The organism is Thalassotalea sp. HSM 43 (genome assembly GCF_004752005.1).
Classification (GTDB): Bacteria; Pseudomonadota; Gammaproteobacteria; order Enterobacterales; family Alteromonadaceae; genus Thalassotalea_A.
This window is the reverse complement of record NZ_CP038493.1, coordinates 3,209,869-3,233,270: the sequence shown is the minus strand read 5'-3', so window position 1 is coordinate 3,233,270 and position 23,402 is coordinate 3,209,869. Positions and strand designations below refer to the sequence as shown.

Genomic DNA, 23,402 nt, shown 5'->3' with positions numbered 1-23,402 from the left:
ATGCCAAAAAGTCGACAAACAATTTTAAATGCAGCAAAAACGTGTTTCCTACAACATGGTTATCAGGCGACTAATGTCTCGATGATCAGTCGTTATGCGGATATCTCCAGAGTAACCATCCATAAGCAGTTTGGTTCAAAGGAAGACTTGTTTCGTGCGGTAATAGAAGAACACTGTCATATGGAAAATATGCTCAGTGATGAATTGTTGGCACAAGACAGCAGTTGCTGGCAAAAACTGGCTCAGTTATTAAAAGCCTGGGCAAACCCGTTATTTAACGATATCGAGCAAGAATTGATCCGTAATGAATTATTATTTGCTGGGCGTAAATACTGTGAAGACTTGATCATCAAGCATCGCAATGACAACATTGCGCAAATTAGCGCGCTATTGCATGACGCGGTACAAGGTGATGAAATTCAACTGCAAAGTCTGCAAATGACGATAACCGAGTTTGCCGAGCTGATTGAAATCAACTTTAAAGGCTTGATCATGGCCCATAACCAAGCACCAATTGACCAGCTTATCGATAACAATATTCGTTTATACGCGCGGGCAACCAAGATTAACTAAACGCTAAATAGCTTATAGAGTAACTCACCATTGTAGGCGAATCTTGGTGCCATTTTGGTCCGAATCAATGCCAAGGTCGATATCTAGCTTTTCACATAAACGTTTAACCAAAGACAAGCCAATACCAAACCCTTCGCTGCCACGGCCTTTAACACCTGACTGAAAGATTTTCGGCAGTAATTCACGGTCTATGCCTGGCCCTGAGTCGGCAATAGTAAGACAATTATTAGTAAAATCGATATTGATACCACCTTGCTGACAATGATTAAACGCGTTGCCGATAAGGTTACTTATGATGATTTTTAGCGCTTGTTTATTACTTTTCACCTGCGCCGTGTCATTGACCTGTAATGATAATTCGATGTCCTTTTGCTCTAGCAATTGATGGTGCTCTACAACGCAGGACTCAATTAACGGCATCAAGGTTACCGGCTCCTCACTAAACTCAGTCTCTCGCGCTAATGCCAATAAGCCTTCAATGCATTGTTGCATTTGCAGTTGCGCATCACCGATACGACCGCTCAGCTGTTGTTGTTCCGCGCTTAACGGCGTGTCATTTAGTAAGGTTAATGCCCCTTGGCTAATGGCGATTGGGGTGCGTAATTCATGGGAAACATCACGAGTGAAGTGTTGCTCTCGCTCAATAAATTGGCGCACACGCTGCATAGCGCGCTCTAGCTCTCTAGCAAACACACCGATTTCATCTTTAGCAAAGGGTTTAGAAAAGTTTTCAGGCAGTTCTTGGCCTTTAACAGAGCTAATGACCTGCATCAAATTATCTATTGGCTTTATCAGTCTTTTTGCCAAAGACCAGGACAAAAACGCTACGAACAATGAAATGATAAACATAAATATCAAGGTTGTTTTTGCCATGTTGCCCTTAATTTTACGGACAATCAGGTATTCACTCACTTCCGCCAACAAATAACCTTGTTCACTGCGCTTTAAGTGATAATGCTTACCATCCTCTGCATAAAATTCGTGTCGGTTAGGCTCTTCTGCTAGTGTGTCTTTGACTGATTTAGGTAACTGTTCAGCATGCTGATAAAAACGCACAAATGATAGGTTCGTATCCGGTTGTTGGCCTTGCTCAATTTGCGTTTGCACTTGCGCCATTTCATCGTTGAGCAACTGCGAAAACATCGCATCCTCAATATAATAAGAAAACAGCAAACCTAATGCGGCAAACAACACGCTGATAAACAACGCCATGGCAATAAAGTACGCGACAATACGGGTGCGAATCTGACTAAATATCATAATATTCTTCTTATTTACGGGTACGACATACGTTAAAGCGATAAACTAAAACCAATACCGTGTATGGTTTTTATTATCGGCTCGGCAAACGGTTTATCGAGCACTTTTCTCAGCTGATAAAAATGTGAGCGCAAGGCATCTGATGAGGTCGGTTCGTCACCCCAAATCTTTTCACAGAGCTCACTACGGGTCATTGCCCGTGGATACGCTTCCATCAGCAATTGTAAAATGGCAAAGGGAATCGGCTGTAAATGCACTTGCTGCTCATTGCGCAACACTTGTTTGCTGCTGATATCTAAACTCACCTGCTTTTCGCCTTCCCCCAGTGTTAGCACTTTCGGTTGATTCAAGGTATGACGCTGTGCCAAGGCAACACAGCGAGCATACAACTCCTCAAGAGCAAAGGGTTTGGTTAAGTAATCATCGGCGCCTTGAGAAAAACCAACCAGTTTGTCATCTAGCGTATCTCGAGCGGTGAGCATAATGATGGGGATATGACGTGACGCCTTTTGTCGCAATAGGTCACAGACCTGCAAGCCATCCATTTTAGGCATCGCGATATCAAGGACCACACAATCATAATACTCGCTTAGCGCTAATTCACAGGCTTGTACCCCATCATAAGCAAAATCTAAAATCGTCTGATGTTTTTCAAAGTAGCTGGCGATGTTTTGACTTATCGCCAGGTTATCTTCGACTATCAACAATTTTAATTTAGCTGACTTCACTCGTACCATCCTATCAGTTGCTTAAAATAGCCCTCAGGCAATATATGGCCACCATCAAGTTGAATATGCTTTTTCTGATTTGCCTTAATCAAAGTAAACAAGGTTTCATTGTTTTCGACTGTGGCATACTCATCATCATTGGCCGTCACTAACCATACTTTATCAACATTTAAGCGCTTAGCGACATTTTTTGGTGCCACCATCGCGGTTTTATCATCAAGATGAGGCGGTACGATTGATAACACGTTTTCAATTCGACCATCGATACCCGCCAATAATAAGGCGACTTGGCCGCCAAGACTGTAGCCAGCAACAGAGATATTATCTTGGTCAAACTGCGATTGCTGTTCAATCCAATCAAGCAATACACGATAATCTTTTACGGTATCCGTGACCATGGCTTCATAAGGTTCGCGTTCACCCCATAAATGCAGATCGAGCATCATATCTCTAACCGAGTAGTCCAGATCTTTGCGCTTACCATGATTACGACCATCGATAGCAATAACCGCATACCCAGCTGCTAATGCTTGCTTGGTGATTTCATCGGTTTGCTCTAATGTAGGGCGCTCTTTAAAGCTTTCCATCCACCAACGGTTCTCACTTCGTCCCATCGCATGCACACCAACCAAAACAGGCATACGCGTACTGGCGTTATCAATGGCGTCAATATCATCAGGGTACGCTAAGCGCCCATTAACAGTAGCACCATCAAATGTTTGATAGGTAAACGCAAAGTTACGCGCAGTAACTTGCTCTATTTGCATATTCATCGCCGGCTTTTTATAGGCGTAATGGCTTTGCATCATATACTCATCAACCTGGTATGGCGTGAGTGAAAAAAACGCGTACCATAAGGCGGCTAAGCCTGCGACGATACCAGCTAAACTGATCATGATTTTCTTCCCGTTTTTCTTTAATTTGCTTAATACACTCATTAGTCTGCCAACTTATTTAATAAACCACTGATTTGTTCATTTTCTGGAAATTTCAGCTGTGATGCTTTCAACAATGAAATGGCTTTGTCCTGCTCGTTTTGGACGATAAAGGTTTTTGCCATGGTGATATCCAACATCGGATGATTAATGATGTCTTGGGTTTGCTGCATCACCTGAAGTGCCACGTTTCGCTCTACTTCAGATTGCGCATGCTTAGCTTGATAAACGCCAATCATGGCCAGCAACATCGGGTTATATTGCTCCGGTTGTGCTTTAAAGGTGGCGCTAGCGTTATCGCTATCGGCATAAAATTGTTCCATCAATTTAATGGTGTTGTCGTCTTTAAATCGAGGTAAGTCTTTGCTATCTAAACCAAGTTTTGCAACTACCGCTACGGCGCTATCGGCGGTTGAAAAAGGGTTTTGACCGGTAATGATACGACCATCGATACTGACCTGATTGAGCATTAACCCGTCTTGTTGGTAATTTGCGCCTTGGCCTTGTAATTTATCCTGCAAAGAAAAAGGTAGCTGCCACTTTTTGGTAAACACCGATTCTTCCAAATTGGTAAAGGCAGAGATCCTTTTACCGTCGACTAAATAGCTGTTATCGGATAATTTCACGTCTAACAATGCCGCTGGTCCGTGGCAAACTGCCGCAACGATACCATTATCTTCGTAAACATCTTTGATGATGGTTTTTACTTGTGGGTCGGTGGCCAAATCATACATAGGTCCCTTGCCGCCAACGATATATACCGCATCAAATTCATCGGCGTTAACATCGGTTAATTTAAGGCTTGATGACAAGGCTTTTACCGCACTTTCATCCGCTAAAAACTCGGCGTTATAGGCTTTTTTAGCGTCGTATTGGTCAGTGACCAGTTCACCACCTTTTGGTGAGGCAAAGGTAACGTGCGTGCCTGCCGCTTTAAACACCAAATAAGATTTACTCATCTCATCAAATTCATAGCCAGGTTTAACAAGTTCACCATCGCTATTTTTTTCGCCATAGCTACTTAACACCATAAGTATTTTTGGCGCATCGTTTGCTACTTGGTTGGCGTTAGATATAAATGGTGTCGCCATAACGGCTAACATAGGTAACAGTGTGGTTATTGATTGTTTCATCGTCTTTCTCCTTGTGATTATGACTGCTACTTTATCAACGAGGTTGTGAAGAGGATGTGAAGACAATATGAGAAATTTTCTCAAATTGGCTCGAGCGAACATAGGATATTCACTTTTTGCCGGTTTAATGGGCTTAAATAGCGCTTTACAGCGCGCTAAAGATTGCACATAGTTAACCTATAAAGGACAAACCTACAGGGCGATATGGCGGGTAATAACAAGAAAAGTTACAAGGGTTATAAAAACGGGTTGCTACTAACCGGTGGCGGCGCGACCGCGGCTTATCAAGTTGGCGTATTAAAAGCCATTTCTAAGTTTATGCCGCGTAATCATGGTATTCCTTTTCCAATTATCAGTGGCACCTCAGCTGGTGCCATCAATGCCACGACCATTGCTTGTTATGCATCTTGTTATCATTTAGGAATTCGCAAGCTCGAATATGTTTGGAATAATCTGCATACCTCAAAGATTTACCATTCCAATGCCCGTAAAGTGTTTAGCCATATTATCAGTGGTATTGTCGGCTCCTATCGAGCGGGCTATGCGCCGAAAAAAGCGATGAGTTTGCTTAACAATGAACCCTTGCGACAATTGCTTAATCAAGTGGTCGACTTTCGCCGTATTGACGACAATATTGTCCGTGGCTATCTATCGTCTGTCGCGCTTACCGCATCCAGTTACAGCACAGGCGACTCCATCAGTTTTTATCAGGCCGACAAATCCATTTCACCGTGGACGCGAGCCAAGCGCCGCGGTGTGCAAACGAACTTGCATACCGATCATTTAATGGCCTCAAGTGCGATCCCATTGATATTTCCATCGGTTAAAATTAAAAAGCAACACTATGGTGATGGTTCCATCAGTCAACTATCGCCATTAAGTACGCCTATTCACTTAGGTGCAGAACGCATTTTTATTGTTGGTGTTAGCCAGCCACAGCAAAACATTCATCAAGCGGTTGATTTTAACCAACCACCAACCAGCGCTGAGATTGCCGGTCATTTGATGGATACCGTATTTACCGAAGCGCTTAACAGTGACCTTGAACGGCTACAACGCATCAATCGTACCCTGTCTTTGATCGAAGAAAGTAAGCGCAGTTTGCAGTCACCGTTAAAGCATATTGATACCTTTATGCTCAGCCCAAGTAAAAACTTCCATGTCATTGCCAACGAGCATTACGAAGAACTGAAGTGGGCGTTACGGTTTATTTTGCGTCTGATGGGCAGTGGTAAAGATTCTGATTCGAGTTTGATGTCGTATATCTTATTCGAACAAAATTACTGTAAACGATTGATTCAAGTAGGTTATGAAGATGCCATGATGCAAGAGCAAAACATTCGAGAATTTTTGCAATTGTAACCCCCTTGGCAAGCTGTTAATACGCTAGTGTTGAAACGATAAACGCAATGACGGCAAGGCTGATTATTGCTTATCTGCGCCAAGAGCGCGCGCCTTATTACGGCGCAATAACCAACTGGCGGTTAACACCGCGGCGACTTCAAGAATAAAATAAACATACATAATGATTGCAGCGTCAGGCATTAAGAGTAAACCGATAAGTCGTGTTGCTGCCATTGCCAGCATGAGAGTCAACACGGCAATTAAGGCAATTGGTAACAACTGTTGCTTGGCAAGTAGCCAAAATAACAGTATCGCAATCGCCAGCGATAAACCGCCATAGGTGGCACGCAAGTCAACAATCGCCGTGGCGCTGGTTAATGTTTGCCCAGTTGTCAGCGTTAAGGCGTATTCAGGAGCAAGGATAAAGGCAACAGCAAACAATAAGAATGCCAACGCCATTACCATAACAAACGCTTTATCTAACGCCATAAATCCCTCTTTTATTATTGCTTTTTACTGTCTATTTACGCTGCTTGGACTATTTAGCTGCGTCGTTTTCTTGCTCTAACAGTGACACAATCTCTAATGGATTAAAGCTGTGAGTATAATTGTACCAGCTAGACCAAATACCTATATCGTAACCGTAAGACATGGTCACTCGAATAACGTCTTTGTCTTTCGATTCAGGGTATGATGCAACCAATGACTTTGCCAATTGTTGCGCAATATAATTATCTTCTACGATATTCTTAAACATGTATGCTTGACTATCAATGTAATGACTGGTGCTTTCACCACTTTCTGATGAGGTAAAGGTTGAACTGCCGGAAAAAACACTGGCGTAGCGTACATGTTTATTACTGTTCATTGCATTTTGAGCAGCGGTTAAATTGTCAAACTCTTGCATATCAACCACGCTGGTCACCATCGCAGGCATCAGTAGACTGACTAAGCCAATGCACAGTACCGCAAAATAGTGAGGTCGCCAAACAGCTTGTACTGATGCCTGTTCAACTTGGCAATTTACCACATAACTACCCACCACAAGGTCATGCAGAGTTTGTCGCGTACGACGATTAAATAGATATAAATAGAGGATGGTAAACATGCCACCAATGACGATAAGCGACAATGGATAAACAATGAAAGAGGAGGCATCATCCCCTCCTATCGGTAAACCATTTAAGTAGGCCGGTATGCCCAAAGGTAAATATCTCAACATGGCACGTGGTAACGATAAGGTTTGGTTGTTCTCGTCAACCACGCGAATATTCATCGCTTGCTTGCCTAATGTTTGCCCAGCAAATAGACGTGAATTCATCACCGCAAAATAGCCAAACGAGACAACGAAGCCGAGAAGTTTTGCCCAACTTCCCCACTGCACAAATTGCTCTTCAAAAAACAAACCTAATCCGGCACCGAATATGGCGAGAATGATGGCATCAATAAATAATGCCGCAATGCGGCGCCAGAACCCGGCTATCCATGGTTGTTGTGATGGCTGTTGTGATGGATGTTGCATAGGCTGTTGCATAGGTGGTTGCGAAGAGTGTTCAGGTGCTTGTTCCGCAGGCTGTTCTGAGTTTTGATGAGAAGATTGCAAAATAACTCCTTTGCGGCAACACCTGTGGCACAACAAGTCGTCATTGTTGATTTACACGGCTGGTGTTGCAGTAATTTTTATTATGTTAAATGACAATAAATTATTGCACAGACCAACAATAAAAATAAACGTAGTTTTACATTATTACCGCGAGAGGTTTAGCGCATTAATGCTATAAGCCTTGTTGCAATAATCTTTCTAGGCGTTCAACCCGTCTCGGTTTACCTTGTAATATCAGGGTGTCCTGCGCTTGCATAACAAACTCGCCGTCAAAGTCGGTGATTTCGTCATTACCTCGACGAATGGCAAGGATATCAACGCGACGCCTCGGCAAGTCCAGCTCAGCGACACATTTGCCATTGGCCCAGGCATCATCAAGCAATAACGTTGGGTGAACAAATTCAAGGCGCTCAATAGCGTCAGAGCTCATATTGGTATCGACACCAGGGTAAAACCCGTGCAAGCGATTGTAATGGTTTTTCCGTTCTGTGCGCACACTGCGAACGATTCGAGTAAATGGCACACCAGATAAATTAAGGACTTGGGATACCAACATCAAACTGCCCTCAAGTGATTCAGGGACCACTTCATTCGCGCCGGCGTCTTTAAGCAAGGTTAGCGAATCATCATTGCGTGTTCTTACCAAAATTTGTACATCTTTTGAAATAGAGCGCACCTTGTGCACCACTTCAAGTGATTGGTCAGCCGCACCATAGGAGACAACGACCAATCTAGCTTTATGAATACTGGCAGCTTCAAGTACCTCTGTTTGTCTGGCAGAGCCAAACAAGACATGCTCACCGGATTCCCTTGCCTCATTGACCCGCAAAGGATCGATATCAATGGCAATACACGGTATTTTTTCTTGCTTAAGAAATCGGCTTACGGTTTGACCAACACGGCCGAAACCACAAATAACAACATGATTAGCCATATCTTTGGCATGATGCTTTTGTTGCTCATCCTGATCATCTTGTTTGCCATCATAAGCCAAAGCAACCGACCATTTACGAGCATTTTTGATCATATATGGCGTGATACCCATTGAGATAATACCAGCACCGAGTAAAATCGAAATCTGCTCTTGGCTCAATACGCCATGAGTTGCCGCCAAAGAAATCAACACAAAACCAAACTCGCCCATTTGCGCCAGCATAAACGCCGACGCCCACGCATCTTTTGTGGACTCGCCCGCTTTTGCCGCCAAATAACGGACAATAACGATTTTAACCGCCATAAAGCCAATCACCAGAAACAAAATGGTAAACGGTTGGGTGAGCAACGTTATCGGATTGAGCTTCATACCAACGGTAACGAAAAATAAGCCCATTAATATGTCACGAAACGGCCTAATATCCGCCTCTAATTGGTATTTATACTGACTTTCACCAAGCATCATACCTGCCAAGAACGCGCCCAAGGCCATCGACAAGCCAAAGGCTTGAGTAAGACCTGCGGTAAATAAGGTGACGAATAAGGTGGTCAGTACAAACAATTCATCGGTACGCACCGACGCCACTTGATTGTAAACCCGTGGCAATATCCACTTACCAACAATCATCAATAAGCCGATGACAAATACGCCTTTTAATAAGGCAAACAGTAAAGCGACAATCATCGAGTTGCCACTTTGATCCGATAATAAAGGAATGATGATTAACAATGGCACGACGGCAACATCTTGGAATAACAATACCGCGACGGATATTTGCCCAGACTTGCGCTTAATAGAGCCGGTTTCACTTAACTGACGGATAACGATTGCGGTAGACGATAAGGCGATAATGCCGCCAATGACCATCGCCGCTTCAAAAGAAATGCCGAGCAACAAAGCAATCAGCATGAACACCAACAGCGATAAACCAACTTGCTTGGAACCAACGCCGATTACCAAATGCCGCATGGCCATAAGTTTTGGTAAGGAAAACTCCAAACCCAAGGTAAACAATAAAAAGACGATGCCTATTTCGGCGATGTGGTCGTAATCAATGCTGTTGCCTGTGGCGCCTAAGACATGCTCCCCCACCAAGGTACCGGCAACAAGGTAGGCAAGTATCGCCGGCAAGTTAAGGCGTCTGAATATCCAAACGCAAATCACCGCGGCGACTAAAATAGCTAAGATTTCAGACAAATGCCCCACATTAGTTCCTTTAACAACTGATTAACAAAGCAACTTTACCATTAATCGCTGGCAATTGCAGATCAAAGTTGGCTAGGGCTATTGTTTACCAAAATATAGAGAGAGGCAATGAAGATGAAATAATTTCAATCACTTATAAATTGCAAATCACTAAGCAAATACCATAATTACTTAGTGCCAAACAGAAAATTGCACGGATGAACTAAATAATTGTCTGACGAATTAACGCCATCGAATAAAACTAATACGCCCGATACGTCTGCTGATGTGTCGCAGGATCCTGCGACCGTACAAAAGCTGCATCAAGGTTTTTGCTTGGGCAATGTTATTGTTGAGCCTGACTCAGGGATCATCATCCGCGATGGTGCTCGCTACCATCTTGCACCTAAAGCGATGGAAATATTACTGTTCCTATCAAGCCAGCAGTGCCAAGTAGTAAGCCGTGAAGATATTCTCAACTTTGGCTGGGGTGAAGGCGGGACCACCAGTACCAATGTCACCCATGTGATCAGCGAAATTCGTCATGCATTGGGCGATCATAAAGAATGCCCTACATTTATTCAGACTATTCCTCGTCGTGGTTATCGCATGATGTTACCGGCTGAGGATAAACCGTTAACCAGTCTATTTAACTTAGCAGAAGATAATGAACCCGTAGCCCGCAAACGCAAATGGAGCCTCACCTTTTCGATTCTAAAAAGTAGCCGGTTATTTAAAGCCAGTGTTGCTTACGTTATTTTTAGTTGGGTAATGCTACAGGTATTGTCTATTGTCTTACCTATCTTTCATGCCCCGCAGTGGGCATTAAAATTATCGACTCTTTTACTGATCATTTGTTTTCCAGTACTCATTAGCTTTCATTGGTTTAAAGAGCTGCGAAAACGGCGGCGCAGCGTTGCCGAACAACAACGGCGTACGCGTTTTTTCTATCAACAACTGGCGGTTGACTCATTGTTCGTTGCCATTGTTTTGGTGGTGATCTACTTTCTGTCGACCTATCTCATCGCCTATATCGACTTAGAGCAAGAGAATGAGTCTAAAAAATTAGCCGAGACCATCATAAGTAAACCGTTGACCAACAACGCCATCGCTGTGATGACCTTTCGTATGCCACCGAGTGTTAATAGAGAACACGACTATTTGGTCAACCAAATACAAGATGAGATGATAAACATCATCGCCAACAAACCTGAATTTAAAGTTGCCTCTCTTAGAGCAACCATGGGCATTAAAACCAACGCCTCGATTAACGATATAAAAGATACGTTAGGAGTACGTTATATCGTTGAAGGCCGAGCGCAAATCATCAAACAACAAATCGTTGTTGAAGCACAGTTAATTGATACGGTGTCCGGTTTTCAAGTGTGGGGGGCGAAAATAGAAGCGCAAGTTGATCAAGGTTTAGACTTGTATCAAAAATTGAGCCGAAAAGTGATCAACGCATTACATTTATTACTGCCTAGTCATTATGAGCCGAGTCAGAGTACCAATATACCAACCAAAAATTTCGAAGCGTTTGACGCCTACTTGCAAGGTAAGGATAAACTCAGTACCAGCAAAAGCATTGCTACTTTGGTTGAAGCCATAGCCTTTTTAAAGCAAGCGGTGAATGCCGATCCAAACTTTATCGAAGCCTCAGCATCCTTGTGCCAAGCGTATATGGAAGCCTACTTGCTGAGCAGTGAAATCAGTCATTATCAAAATGGCGTGCAAGTCTGTGAAATGACCGCCAACGTCGAGCGGACTAGTGTCAATTCACATTGGTCATTAGGGAAACTTTATTTGACCGATGGTCGCCTTATGCAAGCCGAGCAAGAACTGCGCAAAGCATTGTCCATTGACCCCGAATCAGCACCCGTTTTGATCACCTTAGCCGGCGTACTGGAACAGCAAAAGCACTTTACTCAAGCGGAAGACGTCTACCAGCAAGCACTGGCATTGGAACCAACATTTTGGAAAAATTATTACGATTATGGTCGCTTTCTCTACAACCATGGTAAATACCAGCAAGCCATCGAACAATTCAAAAAGTCGGTGTTACTTAAGGATGACGTCGCTATTGTCCACAATGCCCTGGGCGGTACCTATTATTTATTAATGGATTGGGAAAATGCCAGCGTCAGTTGGTCAAAAGCCATGGCAATTGAGCCAACGGGTATGTTGTATTCTAATTTGGCGACCAGTTTGTTTTTTAATAAACAATTTGATGATGCTGCTGAATTGTATCAGCAGAGCCTGAAGCTTTCGCCAGAGGACGATTTAATGTGGGCTAACCTTGGCGATGCCTATAAATACTCGCCAACGCAACATAATCGTGCCAAGCCGTCATTTGAGAAGGCTTTGTCACTGGCGAAAAAACAGGAAATCATCAACCCGAAAGACTTATCGTTGCAATCGCAAATTGGCCGTTATCATTCTGAACTTGGCGATTGTCAGGCAGCGAACTCATACCGGGTTAATATTCTCGAGGCGACAGTCTCTGACCCTTATATTTACTACTACTTAGCGCTGTTATCACTTAACTGTCGAGATATTATTTTAGCGGAGCAATATCTCATTAAATCAATAGAATTAGGCTACCCCAAACCGCTTATACTGGCGGATCCGCAATTTATAGCCTATAAAGAACAACTTAGCGAAGTTTTTAATTAACCCAAACTCTGCGGTATCGAGTTTTAATCCCGATAAACTGATACCCTCCACCAGGGAATGGCAACTGTGGCAGTTTATTAATAATAACCCTAGGAAACTGTTATGAGTCATTCATTCGCTGTAATCTTGCGTTTTATCGTCGTTATCGTCAGCATTCTTGGTGCGTCATGGGCGCTGATCAATGTTGCCGATGCTGCCGATGCCAATCAAGCAGAGCAAATCGACAAAATGAAGAGCACAACCATCACCATAAATCTTGATGCCGACAATTGCGTCATCGAACCACTCGAGCCTGATGTTGATAACTGTGCATTGCAATTTGGTGCGGAAAATAGCCCGTGTAAAGGTAAGAAAGATTGCATCTGTTCTAAGAAAGACAAACGCATAGTCTGGAAAACATCACCAGGTAAAGAATTTGAAATACTGTTTACCGCATCCACCAATGACAAACATAAAAAACCATTTCACAATTGTGACTTAAAAGCCGGTGGTGATGATATTGTCGACTGTAAAGTCAAACATAAAGGTACTTATACTTATGATGTTGCGGTTAAGGATTGTGCGGGTTCAAACTACGATCCAGTGATCATCATTCAATAATTTAATCTTGCTGATTCGCGGTAAGTTCATTTAGCAGCTGCTGGCGCTCTTGTGGGGTAAAACCAACACAAGTTCGCGCCAGTCGTATCGCTTTGGCAAATTGCTCGGTACCGATAATGTTAAGCACAGCGAGAATAAACGGGTTATTCAGATCATAAGTCTTAGCGAAAAAATCAACCGCATGGTAGATATCAGGATAAGTCACGCCATCAAATTGAAAGCTCATGCCTTGATAAATACTGTCGATTTGTTGTCCCGATACCACTAACGGCCAGGCTTTAAAATTAACTCTATCGCGAGCCACTTCAAACATAAACCACGCACTTTTGGCAAATCCAGCAAAGTTTCCATCTTCAAAACCGGCGTCAGCTAACTCTTGCTTGGTCCAGTTTTGCCCTATCGCTAAATCTTTTTGATAGGCTTTTAATAACGCTTGTTTAACTTCTTGGCGCACGGAAAAAATAGTATGGCCTTTGGCTTTTTTGGCAAACTTGGCACATTCACCACAAGCGTTAACGTTCAAGTGTGGGTGCGGGCAATTAAGGTGCTCACTATGAGTTGGCGGAAAGGAAAATACTTGCGCATAAGGTTCGCCGCAAAACCAGCATAAATGCCGAAAATGAAACGGTACTTCGATATCTTGGTAGTCCATCGCCAACTTAAATCCGCTTATTTGCTTGAATAACGACTGCGTTTTTTCGGTTTAACCGCTTTTTTCGTGGTCTTTTTGCTTTGCTTTTGCGCAACAGAGCGATTTTTCAATTGCTGTGATTGATAGCGATTCTTGCTCGACTTTTCAGGGGCTTGCGTCTCGGTCTGATAATCCGTTGGATCGAAATCATAGCCAGGTAACTTAACCTGAACAATTTTTTGACCTATGGTCTGTTCTATATTGGCAAGGAATTTATTGTCTTTTGGTGACAATAAAGAAATCGCCGTTCCTGTTTTACCGGCACGCCCTGTACGACCAATACGATGTACATAATCTTCTGGTAAAAACGGTAAGTGGTAGTTGACCACATACTGTAAATCCGCGATATCGATACCACGAGCAGCGACATCCGTAGCCACCATAACTCGCGCTCTACCCTCACTAAAATCCAGCAACGCTTTATTGCGTGCACCCTGTGATTTTTCACCATGACACAGCACCGCTTTGATGCCATCTAACTTGAGCTCTTTGGCGATTTGATTGGCACTTTCTCGAGTCCCGGCAAACACCATCACTTGTTGCCAGTTGTTAACACCAATTAACTCCGCCAGCATTTCACTCTTACGCTTTTCTTCCACCGGATAAACAAAGTGTTTTATCTTGGCGTTCGTTGCATTTTGCTTGGCCGTTTCAACGATACGCGGGTTCTGCAAAATTTGCTTAGTCAGTGTTTTTACTTTATTTGAAAAGGTCGCTGAGAATAAGCAAGTTTGATACTGGTGCTTAAGGGACGCTAATAGCTTTTCAATATCAGCGAAAAAACCCATATCCAACATACGATCGGCTTCATCGAGTACCACATGTTTAACTTGTGCCAGATTAACGTTGCGCATTTGCACATGTTCTAATAAGCGACCCGGTGTGGCGACCAAGATATCTGCGCCAGCCTTAAGTTTTTTCTCTTGTCCTGCAGAGCCAACGCCACCAAAAACCACCAAGGTTTTTAATTGCGTGTAACGACAATAACTTTCAATATTGTCGGCAACTTGCTGCGCAAGTTCACGTGTCGGCGTTAAGATCAAGGCTTTAACCACAGGGGTTGACGATGTATTCGTTTGCAATAGTTGCTCAATGATAGGCAATGCAAAGGCCGCGGTTTTACCGGTACCGGTTTGGGCACTGGCTAACACATCTTGACCACTTCGCACCGCTGGGATCGCCCGTTGTTGCACTGCCGTCATGTTTTTATATCCGCATTCCTTTACCGCTTTTAATACGGGTTCAGGTAAGCCTATGGTATCAAAGCTCATTGAGATCCTTGTCTATCGTCAAATTTCGGGGCAAGCATAGCAAAAACCCCCAATATAATAAAACAATAAAGCCGGCTTCTGACCGGCTTTATTACGATTGTATAGCCTGGCACCTACCTTATTTAGGCAAACGGGTATTTTCTTCGCTCCAGATACCAGCCGTTAGGTTCATGTCTTTAACTTGCTTCTCACTGGCGACAAAGCGCGGTACATCACCTTTATCAATATGTTCATTATAGTCTTTGGCTAAGGTGACTAAATGCTTACTCAAAAACATAATGGCGATAACGTTAATCACCGTCATCAAGGCCATAGCCAAATCAGCGAGACCAAGGACCTCGCCTAACGTGGCCACAGAACCATAAAAAATCATGCCTAAAAACACCGCTAAAAAGATGGCTCGGCCAATCTTATTGTTCATTTTTAAAAACGGCAGCGAATTTTCTGCATAGGCGTAGTTGGCGACCATTGAAGTAAAACCGAAAAAGAATATCGCTAAGGCAATAAAGTCACTCCCCCAAGAACCGACCTGATTTGCCAATGCTTGCTGGGTAAGCTGAATACCAAAGGTTTGGCCTAATTCAATACCGCTCAAAAGAATAATCATCGCCGTACAGGTACACAGTATGATGGTGTCAAAGAATACGCCTGACATTTGCACATAACCTTGCGATGCAGGGTGTGGTGGATACGGCGTTGCTGCAGCGGCAGCATGTGGTACCGAACCCATACCTGCTTCATTTGAATACAAGCCGCGTTTAATGCCTTGCATCATAGCGACACCAAGCATACCGGCACCGGCTTCTTGTAAGCCAAACGCTGAGTAGATGATTTGTTTAAAAACGCCTGGGATTTCAGGCAAACTGGTTAAGATCACCCACAGCGCAACAAGGAAATACGCTACCCCCATAAATGGCACAACCATTTCGGAGAAACGAGCGATTTTTTTCATCCCGCCCATAACAATGACACCCGCCAAAATGGTGATTACCACACCGGTAATATACGGGTCTACGCCATAGGAGTAGTCGAGAGCTTCAGCAATCGAAAACGCTTGCGGAGCTGAGAAAACCATGCCGTAACCGATAAACAAACAGACAGAGAATATCAACGCCATAGCGGGGCTTTTTAGACCTTTAAGCATGTAAAATGCCGGACCACCACGGTAGTTACCGCTGCTATTTTCTTCTTTGTACAATTGACCTAAGGTGCTTTCTGCAAACGCGGTGGCCATGCCGACCAAGGCAATCATCCACATCCAGAATATTGCCCCTGGACCACCTAAGGAAATTGCCACGGCAACGCCCATCAAATTACCGGTACCAACGCGTGCCGCTAAGGACGTACACAAAGCCTGAAAAGATGAGATACCATGACCGTCAGTATTACGACTATGTCGCATAACACTGAACATGTGGCCAAAGTGGCGAAACTGAATTGCTTTTAAGCGGATGGTGAACCACACACCGGCGATTAATAGAAGTGGTACTAAAATCTGCCCCCAAAGTAAGCCATTAAGAAAATTTACAACGTCAGTAAACAAAACCTAGCCCTTATAATTTAACGAGTGCCATAGGGCGTCATTTTGCTACCGACAACCACAGACAAAGCACCTGTCGCTACAGCTCAGGTGCAAGATAATGAGATTTAAACTTTGTTAATGATAGTGGTTGTTAATGTAAAATGATATAAATCAATTGTGCTTTTCTGTTATTAATTTTTGTAAGTCACTGATTTGGTTCTGTAACTGTTCAATTTGTGCACGGGAGGCAGGTTCTCCGCCATCGCCACTTTCGCCGTGTGCGCGAGCCCTTTCTAACTCGTGCTCTTCTGCCATTACTTCTAGAATCGTCCCCACCATCATATTAAGAAAAATAAACGCAGTGAAAAAGATAAAGCTAATATAGAAAATCCAACTTAGCGGGTACACTTCCATTGTTTCGTACATAACGTCGGTCCAATCTTCAAAAGTGGCAACCCGAAACAAGGTAAGCAGCGCGATGCTAACGTCACCCCACAGCACGTCATTAATACTGGCAAACATGATGCTGCCAATCGCCGCATAAATATAAAAGATTACGAACATTAATAAGGCGATGTAGCCCATTTTTGGGATGGCTTTAAGCAGTGCGTTTATCAAGGATCTTAATTCAGGGATCATCGATACCAAGCGCAACACACGGAACACTCGAAGTAAACGCGCCAACAGCACACCAGAACCACCGGCGGGAATTAAGCTGCCAATAACAATCAATGTATCGAAGATGTTCCAGCCATTCTTAAAAAACTCTTTATTTGAGTCCGTTGCTAAATAACGAATAACGATTTCGATAGCAAAGAATACCGTAATCGCCATATCCAGAATCAGTAAAAATGAAATGACTTGGCTTGGTAGGTCATGAGTTTTGGCACCAATCAATAATGCAGACAATACAATGACGGAAATGACAATACCTTGAAACAACTTGCTCGAATCAATGCGTTTTAGTTTGGTTTGTAAAAGGGAAAGACTAATGACCATGAGTTAACTTTGTTTATCGTAATTGAATTTAATTGAGTGTGAATTTAATTGATTGTGAAAATGCATAATGCTCGGCGATGATATAGGTGCTTGAGGTGTTTTTTCAATAGGCAAAATGTAAATAATGTTGTGTACAGGCCTAATAAATCAAAATTGTTGCTTACAAACCTAACCTAGACTCTATAATATCCCCACCCTAACGTTTTATCCTTGGTCAATGCAGGTATCACTTTATAGTGACCAGTGCTTGCCAATGATGACACCATAACATCACCATAATGACGTTTTCATGACTCTCAATCAAACATTGCTGTTGATACTACTGGCCGCCATATGGGGCGCTTCCTTTATGTTTATGAGGGTTGCAACGCCTGAAATGGGCCCGATTGCATTGATTGGTTTTCGAGCACTGATCGGTTTTGCCACGTTATTACCATTTTTATTGTTTCGACGCGGTTTTGCCGATTTACGTCGGCATTGGCAAGGTATATTCATTGTCGGTATGACCAATACTGCCATACCGTTTGTGTTATTGGCTTACGCCACGTTAACTTTATCCGCTGGCTTAACCTCTATTTTAAATGCCACCGCGCCTATCTTTGCCGCTTTGGTCGGCTTTGTTTGGTTAAAACAACGACTGACCATCAACAAGACGACCGGTCTGATGTTGGGCTTTATTGGTATTTTGACCTTATTCGCCGGCAAAGGTGATTTTGCCATTGATGCCACCGCCATCGCTATTTTTGCCGGATTAATTGCCGGCCTTAATTACGGTTTTGCTGCCTGTTATACCGGAAAATACCTTAGTAAGGTAAACTCTATGTCGGTCGCCGTTGGCAGCCAGTTTTTTGCGGCATTGGTGTATTTACCGATTTTGCCCTTTTTCATGCCCGAGCAGGCGATAAGTGAACAAGCGATAGTCGCCACCATAGTACTTGGCGCGATTTGCACCGCCCTTGCCTATATCATCTATTTTTATTTGATCAAAGAAGTTGGCCCAGATAAAAGCATCTCGGTGGCCTACCTTATTCCGGTATTTGGTGTTTTCTGGGGAATGATTTTCCTAGATGAGCAATTGACCATGTCAATGCTTATCGGCGCGGTGTTGATTCTTGCCGGTGTCGGCATGACCACAGGCGTGCTTAAGCGAAAGTCGAAGAAGGTGCTTGATTAAGCACAGCGTTAACCGTCCTTGCGATACGGTAAATATTGTTTAGCGCGCTCGAGTGCCATTTGTATATGACGATTTTGTTGGCTTAGGTGCTCTGTTATTGCCGCAGCAAACGGCTGCTGTGTAAATAAATAATTGCCATAACTTAATTTCGGTTCAAAACCGCGGATTAATTTATGTTCGCCTTGAACACCGGCATCGAAAAACGCTAGCTGGTGCTTAATGGCGTATTCAATGCCTTGGTAATAACAGACTTCAAAGTGCAGAAAATCATCCCCTGCCTCACAGCCCCAATAGCGGCCATACAAGGTATCATCACTGACAACAAATAAGGCCCCTGCGACGAACTCACCGGTTTGATCTGCGACCATCAACAAGCGCACATGTTGACGTAACACGGTCGATAAGCTTTGAAAGAAAGGTAGATTTAAATAGCCATCGTGACCTGAGCGATAACGGTAGGTATTGACGTAAAAACGATAAAACTGCTGCCAAAGGTCATCATTGATTTGCGCCCCATCTAACCATTGAAAGGTGAAATGTTGCTGAGCGATTTTAGCCCGTTCTTTTTTGATGTTTTTGCGTTTACGTGAAGTGAGCTGCGCTAGGAAGCCGTCAAAGTCCTGATAATTTCGATTATGCCAAAGGTAATGCAAATCAATACGTTGCGGGCAAGTCGTTGCCAATATGTCGGAGGTTGGCTTATCAATATACAACCACTGGCTATTGGATAGTTGCAATTTGTCTTGCAGATATTGGCAGCCCTTAATAACCGCCGAAATGATTTGCTCGCTGTGCTGCTGATGACTTGCCGCAATGGCGATGCGACGGCTGCTTACCGGCGTAAATGGAATAGCACTGATGTACTTAGGGTAATAGTCTTGACCAGTTTGTTGATAGGCGTCAGCCCAGTTCCAATCAAACATGTATTCGCCATAGGAGTGCGTTTTGATGTAACCAGGCATGGCAGCGACAATGTCGCTACCATCAAAGACTAAGATATGTTGTGGATACCATCCGCTACCTTGACCTAAACAATGTTGCTCAAGGGACAATAAAAACTCGCAGTGGCAGAACGGATTGTCCGCAAACAAAGCCTGCCACTGTTGTTTATCAACCTTTGTTAGGCTGTCAACAAACTCGAGTTTAAAGGTTGTGTTTGAACACTTTGCCATCTTTCATCACAAAGCTAACACGTTGCAAAGCACTGATATCTTTTAGTGGGTTATCATCCATGGCAATGATATCGGCAAATTTACCTTGCTCTAACGTGCCCAGCTGGCTGCTTTTATCGATTAAGTCAGCGGCATTTATTGTCGCCGATTTCAAAATATCCATAGGCGCCATACCGGCGTTATACATAAGCACCGCTTCATAGGCATTATTGCCATGCGAGGACACGCCAGAATCGGTACCAAAAGCAATGTTTACACCATTCTCATAAGCACGAGAAAAGTTGGCAATCATATCGGCGCCGACCCTACGGGCTTTGGCTCTAATGGCATCAGACATAAAGTCACTGGTCTCTGCCATTTTTAATACGGTGTCGCCCGCCAATAAAGTAGGTACTAAATACGCCCCTGAGTATTTGAATAGCTGAATAGAGTCTTCGTCGGCATAGCTACCATGTTCAATTGAATCAACACCTGCACGCAACGCAGCATTGATACCAGCTGCGGCATGGGCATGACTAGCAACTTTGCGACCGAGCGCGTGAGCGGCATCAACAATTTCTTTGATTTCATCGTCAGCCATTTGTTGTCCGGTTCCGGTATTGGTATCGGACAAGACACCACCCGTTGAGGTAATCTTGATAACGTCAGCACCATACTTAATGGCATTGCGCGTTGCCCCTCGGCAATCGTACGGACCGTCACAGATGGTCTTGCTGGTGTATTTTTCTAACAAATCATGACGCATGCCATCGACATCACCATGCCCCCCCGTCACCGATACACCACCTGAGGCGACAATACGTGGGCCTTCTACCCAACCTTTGTTTATGCCATCACGTAACGCATATAGCGGTTGTGGGTTAGCACCAAGATCGCGTACCGTTGTGAACCCTGATTGCAAGGTTTTCTCAGCAAAATAAACACTGCGCATAGCAACATCTTCGGCAGACAATTTCAAGGTTTCGCTATCGTTATTTGGGCCTAATTCAAATTGAATGTGCACGTGCATATCCATAAGCCCAGGCATAATAAATTTATCTTTTAAGTCAATAACTTCGGCATCTTTATCGACTTCTGACTTGGTGATGTATCCAGGCAGTATAGCGTCAATTTGATTGTCCTTTATGACAATCGATTGCTGACTTAACACCGTTTTCCCTGGCACAGGTAATACCTTACCAGCATGCAGTATCTTATAATCGGCGGCCATTGTTGATAATGGCATTAAAGCGAATAGCGCCAGCAGTTTTTTATTGTTAATTGGCATTGCAGGATTTCTCCAAAGTTGCAGGGGGAATAATTACTCTATTCCATCTTATTGAACTATTATTAACATAACAGCCTAACAAACTCAGTCGTCTAAGTTCAAGGATGCATAACAATGAAAACAGCCAGTGCCGTATTTCTCAAAGTTTTCGTATTTATAATGCTGATCTTTTTAAGCTTTCAAGCGCTTTCATCACAAGGCGACTGGTACTTAAAACCGAAAATAGGCATTACCTACATTGATGACACCGATGCCGAGGGCGAGGCATCAATCGACTTAGAAGATAAAATTCCAATTGAGCCCGACACAGGCTATGTTGCCGGTTTAGGTATCGGTTATTTTGTCTCTGATAATGTCTCTTTAGAACTCAGTTACAGCTACTTCGACAGTGATGCTGATGTCACCTTTGATGAATTCGACACCCTAGACGACCCTAAACTAGATGCTAACTTTAGTGTTTCTGTGATTTCGCTGAATGCCTATTGGCATGTGCAATTTAAAGGCAATATGCGTCCATATCTTGGCATTGGTATAGGTACGACAACCGATACAGAACTGGACATCGAAAACGACAATGACTCGATTACCTTAGAAAATGACTCTGACATTGCCTTTTCGATAATGGCGGGTATGGATTTTCGCATGAGCGAAAACTTATCGTTGTTGGCCGAGCTAAAATATACCAATTTAGAGCTCACCGATTTAGAGCAAAATTCTGCTTCAGTGCGTCTCGACACTATCGACTTTACCCCGGTCAGTGCCGAAATTGGCCTGCAATACAGCTTTTAAATAGGCTATAGCTCAGTCCTTCAAGCCGCATTACCAACCCTTTGTTTGTATGCTAGTGCTGATGTCCGCCTATGCCATGAGCGTGGCCGTGAGATATTTCACTCTCATCTGCTGCTCTAACATCTAGCACGTCAATATCAAAACTCAACGATTGACCAGCATACGGGTGGTTTGTGTCGACGGTAATCATAAAACGGCCTACTTTTAACACCGTGACTTGACGTTGACCCTGGTCTGTTTCGACCACCGCCACCATACCAGGTTTCCACTTCTTGGCACCTTGTAAATGTTTGGCTGGTACTCGTTGCTCAGCGCCGTCAATATACTCACCATAGGCATCTTCCGGCGCTACGGTGACACTAAAGCTTTCGCCAGCTTGCTTACCTAACAAGGCGTTTTCAACACCTTTGATCATATTGCGGTGGCCCATCAAAATGGCAATCGCCTCACTTTTATTTGAGTCTTCAATGACCTCACCTTGTTCATTCTTAAGCACATAGTGAAATTGTACGACGGTATTTTTGTCTATTTTCATAGCCTCTGTCCCTACCCCAAGTTAGATCATTAATAGGTTAGATCATTAATTGGTTAGATAATTAATTGTTTAACTTTAGTTGATTTATTTAATAGCGTTGAGAATATCTGTTCGCCAAAGGCCGCATCGCCGCTGGTTAAGAACACATCTTCAAGCGAATGTGTTTGTGGCGCTAAGCCGTCGACTTGTTGCAATCGACGTTGTAACTGTCGTGCTACTGCCTGTGCGGTATCATAAATATCGATGTGCTCTGGTAATATGTGGCGCAGTTGATGTTTGATAAATGGATAGTGAGTACACCCTAACACCAGAGCATCAATGTTATGTGATAATACCTGTGCGCTAAAATCGTTTAACAGTCGCTGAATGTGATTGTCGTCATGTGGCATGGTTTCGATCGCTTCAACCAAACCGCGACAAGCTACGGTATGAAAACAAGCGAATTGGCTAAGGTCTGCCATCAATTGATTGAAACTACGACTGGCTAATGTCGCCCGCGTAGCAAACACGCCAACGTGACCGGTTTTACTGTGCATAGCCGCAGGCTTTACCGCTGGCTCCACCCCGATAATAGGCAGACTAAATTGTGCTCGCAAACTGTCTATCACTGACACGGTTGCGGTATTACAGGCGACAACAATGGCTTTTACCCCTTGTTGTTGTAAATACTGGCAAATCTTATGGCAGCGCTGAAGAATAAACTCAGCGGACTTTTCCCCATAAGGAGAATGCGCCATATCACCGACATACACCACTCGCTCATTGATAAGTAAGTCTTTGACACCTTGATAAATGGATAAACCGCCAACACCTGAGTCAAAAATGCCAATGCTGCCATTAAGATCAGTTTGCGATTGCGGTGATTGTGTAGCAGGTAATGTAGACAACAATATGCGACATGAATTAGCGATAAGTACAAGGATTATAAACTGGCAAGAGATAAAAACAATCCCCAACAGAATGAATCTGTTGGGGATTGTTTTATTAAATACTCGCACCTATTGCAGTGGGTAG

21 protein-coding genes are annotated in these 23,402 nt (G+C 43.5%); 6 read left to right on the top strand and 15 right to left on the bottom strand.

The window, feature by feature from the left end; genetic code table 11:
* Entirely contained in the window at positions 1 to 573 is a 573-nt protein-coding gene (locus E2K93_RS14145) for a TetR/AcrR family transcriptional regulator (RefSeq protein WP_135439720.1), read from the top strand.
* A 24-nt stretch (positions 574 to 597) separates the two neighbouring features.
* Here the strand turns inward: E2K93_RS14145 and E2K93_RS14140 are convergent, their stop codons facing one another.
* Genes E2K93_RS14140 through E2K93_RS14125 form a run of 4 tightly spaced genes read right to left on the bottom strand, consistent with a single transcriptional unit; the run spans position 598 to position 4,629 of the window.
* Positions 598 to 1,833, bottom strand: a complete 1,236-nt coding sequence (locus E2K93_RS14140; protein ID WP_135439719.1) for a sensor histidine kinase — start codon at positions 1,831 to 1,833, stop codon at positions 598 to 600.
* Positions 1,834 to 1,865: 32 nt separating this feature from the next.
* The gene (locus tag E2K93_RS14135; RefSeq protein WP_135439718.1) at positions 1,866 to 2,570 is read right to left on the bottom strand and encodes a response regulator transcription factor; all 705 of its coding nucleotides are present in this window, start codon (positions 2,568 to 2,570) and stop codon (positions 1,866 to 1,868) included.
* The gene (locus E2K93_RS14130; protein WP_135439717.1) at positions 2,558 to 3,499 is read right to left on the bottom strand and encodes a dienelactone hydrolase family protein; all 942 of its coding nucleotides are present in this window, start codon (positions 3,497 to 3,499) and stop codon (positions 2,558 to 2,560) included. The genes E2K93_RS14135 and E2K93_RS14130 overlap by 13 nt, the downstream gene beginning before the upstream one ends.
* Positions 3,499 to 4,629 (bottom strand): type 1 glutamine amidotransferase domain-containing protein, encoded by a 1,131-nt coding sequence (locus tag E2K93_RS14125; RefSeq protein WP_189637785.1) that lies wholly within the window; start codon positions 4,627 to 4,629, stop codon positions 3,499 to 3,501. Before E2K93_RS14125 ends, E2K93_RS14130 begins: the two co-directional genes overlap by 1 nt.
* 204 nt (positions 4,630 to 4,833) lie before the next feature.
* On the opposite strand from E2K93_RS14125, the gene E2K93_RS14120 reads away from it, so the two are divergent.
* Complete coding sequence (locus tag E2K93_RS14120; RefSeq protein WP_135439715.1) at positions 4,834 to 5,991, top strand: patatin-like phospholipase family protein; 1,158 nt, start codon at positions 4,834 to 4,836, stop codon at positions 5,989 to 5,991.
* Positions 5,992 to 6,054: 63 nt separating this feature from the next.
* Here the strand turns inward: E2K93_RS14120 and E2K93_RS14115 are convergent, their stop codons facing one another.
* From E2K93_RS14115 to E2K93_RS14105, 3 genes are all read right to left on the bottom strand, one after another.
* Positions 6,055 to 6,462, bottom strand: a complete 408-nt coding sequence (locus E2K93_RS14115) for a DUF4345 family protein (protein WP_135439714.1) — start codon at positions 6,460 to 6,462, stop codon at positions 6,055 to 6,057.
* A gap of 49 nt (positions 6,463 to 6,511) precedes the next feature.
* Positions 6,512 to 7,576 carry an RDD family protein gene (locus tag E2K93_RS14110; protein WP_228445321.1) on the bottom strand — a complete coding sequence of 355 codons (1,065 nt, stop codon included), beginning with the start codon at positions 7,574 to 7,576 and terminating at the stop codon, positions 6,512 to 6,514.
* A 172-nt stretch (positions 7,577 to 7,748) separates the two neighbouring features.
* On the bottom strand, positions 7,749 to 9,716 hold the full coding sequence (locus tag E2K93_RS14105) for a cation:proton antiporter (RefSeq protein WP_135439713.1): 1,968 nt from the start codon (positions 9,714 to 9,716) through the stop codon (positions 7,749 to 7,751).
* Positions 9,717 to 9,926: 210 nt separating this feature from the next.
* On the opposite strand from E2K93_RS14105, the gene E2K93_RS14100 reads away from it, so the two are divergent.
* Together E2K93_RS14100 and E2K93_RS14095 are read left to right on the top strand one after the other, a co-directional pair.
* On the top strand, positions 9,927 to 12,368 hold the full coding sequence (locus tag E2K93_RS14100; RefSeq protein WP_135439712.1) for a tetratricopeptide repeat protein: 2,442 nt from the start codon (positions 9,927 to 9,929) through the stop codon (positions 12,366 to 12,368).
* A gap of 102 nt (positions 12,369 to 12,470) precedes the next feature.
* Entirely contained in the window at positions 12,471 to 12,968 is a 498-nt protein-coding gene (locus E2K93_RS14095) for a hypothetical protein (protein WP_135439711.1), read from the top strand.
* Position 12,969: 1 nt separating this feature from the next.
* On the opposite strand, the gene E2K93_RS14090 is transcribed toward E2K93_RS14095, so the two are convergent.
* The 4 genes from E2K93_RS14090 to E2K93_RS14075 all read right to left on the bottom strand — a co-directional run bounded on the left by E2K93_RS14090 (position 12,970) and on the right by E2K93_RS14075 (position 17,451).
* Positions 12,970 to 13,620, bottom strand: a complete 651-nt coding sequence (locus E2K93_RS14090; protein ID WP_135439710.1) for a hypothetical protein — start codon at positions 13,618 to 13,620, stop codon at positions 12,970 to 12,972.
* A 17-nt stretch (positions 13,621 to 13,637) separates the two neighbouring features.
* Positions 13,638 to 14,930: a DEAD/DEAH box helicase gene (locus E2K93_RS14085; RefSeq protein WP_135439709.1), complete on the bottom strand. Its 1,293-nt coding sequence runs from the start codon at positions 14,928 to 14,930 to the stop codon at positions 13,638 to 13,640.
* A 118-nt stretch (positions 14,931 to 15,048) separates the two neighbouring features.
* The gene (locus E2K93_RS14080) at positions 15,049 to 16,473 is read right to left on the bottom strand and encodes an alanine/glycine:cation symporter family protein (protein WP_135439708.1); all 1,425 of its coding nucleotides are present in this window, start codon (positions 16,471 to 16,473) and stop codon (positions 15,049 to 15,051) included.
* A gap of 150 nt (positions 16,474 to 16,623) precedes the next feature.
* The gene (locus tag E2K93_RS14075; protein ID WP_135439707.1) at positions 16,624 to 17,451 is read right to left on the bottom strand and encodes an ion transporter; all 828 of its coding nucleotides are present in this window, start codon (positions 17,449 to 17,451) and stop codon (positions 16,624 to 16,626) included.
* A 289-nt stretch (positions 17,452 to 17,740) separates the two neighbouring features.
* Here E2K93_RS14075 and E2K93_RS14070 point away from each other — a divergent pair, with 289 nt between their 5' ends.
* Positions 17,741 to 18,625: a DMT family transporter gene (locus E2K93_RS14070; protein WP_135439706.1), complete on the top strand. Its 885-nt coding sequence runs from the start codon at positions 17,741 to 17,743 to the stop codon at positions 18,623 to 18,625.
* An 8-nt stretch (positions 18,626 to 18,633) separates the two neighbouring features.
* Here E2K93_RS14070 and E2K93_RS14065 read toward each other — a convergent pair whose 3' ends face one another.
* Together E2K93_RS14065 and E2K93_RS14060 are read right to left on the bottom strand one after the other, a co-directional pair.
* Entirely contained in the window at positions 18,634 to 19,797 is a 1,164-nt protein-coding gene (locus tag E2K93_RS14065; protein WP_135439705.1) for a GNAT family N-acetyltransferase, read from the bottom strand.
* Positions 19,769 to 21,064 carry a metal-dependent hydrolase family protein gene (locus E2K93_RS14060; RefSeq protein ID WP_135439704.1) on the bottom strand — a complete coding sequence of 432 codons (1,296 nt, stop codon included), beginning with the start codon at positions 21,062 to 21,064 and terminating at the stop codon, positions 19,769 to 19,771. The genes E2K93_RS14065 and E2K93_RS14060 overlap by 29 nt, the downstream gene beginning before the upstream one ends.
* A 114-nt stretch (positions 21,065 to 21,178) precedes the next feature.
* Between E2K93_RS14060 and E2K93_RS14055 the strand changes: the two genes are divergently transcribed.
* Positions 21,179 to 21,853: a porin family protein gene (locus E2K93_RS14055; protein WP_135439703.1), complete on the top strand. Its 675-nt coding sequence runs from the start codon at positions 21,179 to 21,181 to the stop codon at positions 21,851 to 21,853.
* A gap of 52 nt (positions 21,854 to 21,905) precedes the next feature.
* Here E2K93_RS14055 and E2K93_RS14050 read toward each other — a convergent pair whose 3' ends face one another.
* Both E2K93_RS14050 and murI read right to left on the bottom strand, forming a co-directional pair.
* Positions 21,906 to 22,388 carry an FKBP-type peptidyl-prolyl cis-trans isomerase gene (locus tag E2K93_RS14050; RefSeq protein ID WP_135439702.1) on the bottom strand — a complete coding sequence of 161 codons (483 nt, stop codon included), beginning with the start codon at positions 22,386 to 22,388 and terminating at the stop codon, positions 21,906 to 21,908.
* A gap of 53 nt (positions 22,389 to 22,441) precedes the next feature.
* Positions 22,442 to 23,275 (bottom strand): glutamate racemase, encoded by an 834-nt coding sequence (murI, locus tag E2K93_RS14045; RefSeq protein WP_189637784.1) that lies wholly within the window; start codon positions 23,273 to 23,275, stop codon positions 22,442 to 22,444.
* Positions 23,276 to 23,402: the final 127 nt, after the last annotated feature.